Genomic DNA, 777 nt, shown 5'->3' with positions numbered 1-777 from the left:
ATCACCTCCCTCAAGGCGTTGTTCACGCCCTTGCTTCTGCGCTTCTCCCGCTGGACCGCGGGTGTCAGCACACCGCTCCTCTCGAGCCCCTGGCGCATGTTCCACCCCGCTCGACCAACGGAAGAAACAACCACCTCAGCCCTCACCTCTGACGGGGCGTCGGCACTGGCAGCGGCTCAGGAATCGGCGAAGGCGCCGGACCAGTCCACCGAAACGAATCCAACAACTCATACACATCATCACCGATCCGGTCCCGACCACCACCCGACAAGAGATCAAACAACCACACCCCATCATGACGCAACACATGCCACTGCTCCCACACACTCCCCCTCCCTTCCATCACTTCACGCACTCTCATACCCACCGATCGCTCCCCACCAATCGTTCGCTCAGGTAAAACCTCAAACCCAAAGAACTCTGAACTCGAGAACTCCCTCCTCTGGGTTTCAAACACCTCTTCCCAACTCAACGCATTCACCCGAAGCGGCCGGTCCGTGAAATCCGAAACCCACTCACCACCCCAGTTCTCCAGGATCACGGCAGCCGGGGGATCGATGCTCTCAATCCTCCGCCCAATGAACTTCGCCTTCTCGTACTGATCCCACTGGATCACTTCCCACCCCTCCGGCACCACCAGGTCATAATGATCCGCAAACTCCGTCGGCATCAACACCCGAGACGGCTTCGGCGAAGGCGGCCCCTCACCGCCAGGGGCTCCCTCAGGAGAACATCCCACTGACAAGGCCATCACCCCACCAACAATGCCACCCATCA

General features: G+C 59.7%; 1 protein-coding gene. It reads right to left on the bottom strand.

Going from position 1 to position 777, the window contains the following annotated elements; all coding sequences use genetic code 11:
* Positions 1-142: 142 nt before the first annotated feature.
* Positions 143-777: hypothetical protein (locus EII35_RS15550; protein ID WP_221739808.1), on the bottom strand; the 635-nt coding region annotated here is incomplete at its 5' end.

It is taken from the genome of Arachnia propionica (assembly GCF_003932785.1).
In the GTDB taxonomy this organism is placed as follows: domain Bacteria; phylum Actinomycetota; class Actinomycetes; order Propionibacteriales; family Propionibacteriaceae; genus Arachnia; species Arachnia propionica_B.
This window is presented reverse-complemented; position numbering and strand designations above follow the sequence as displayed.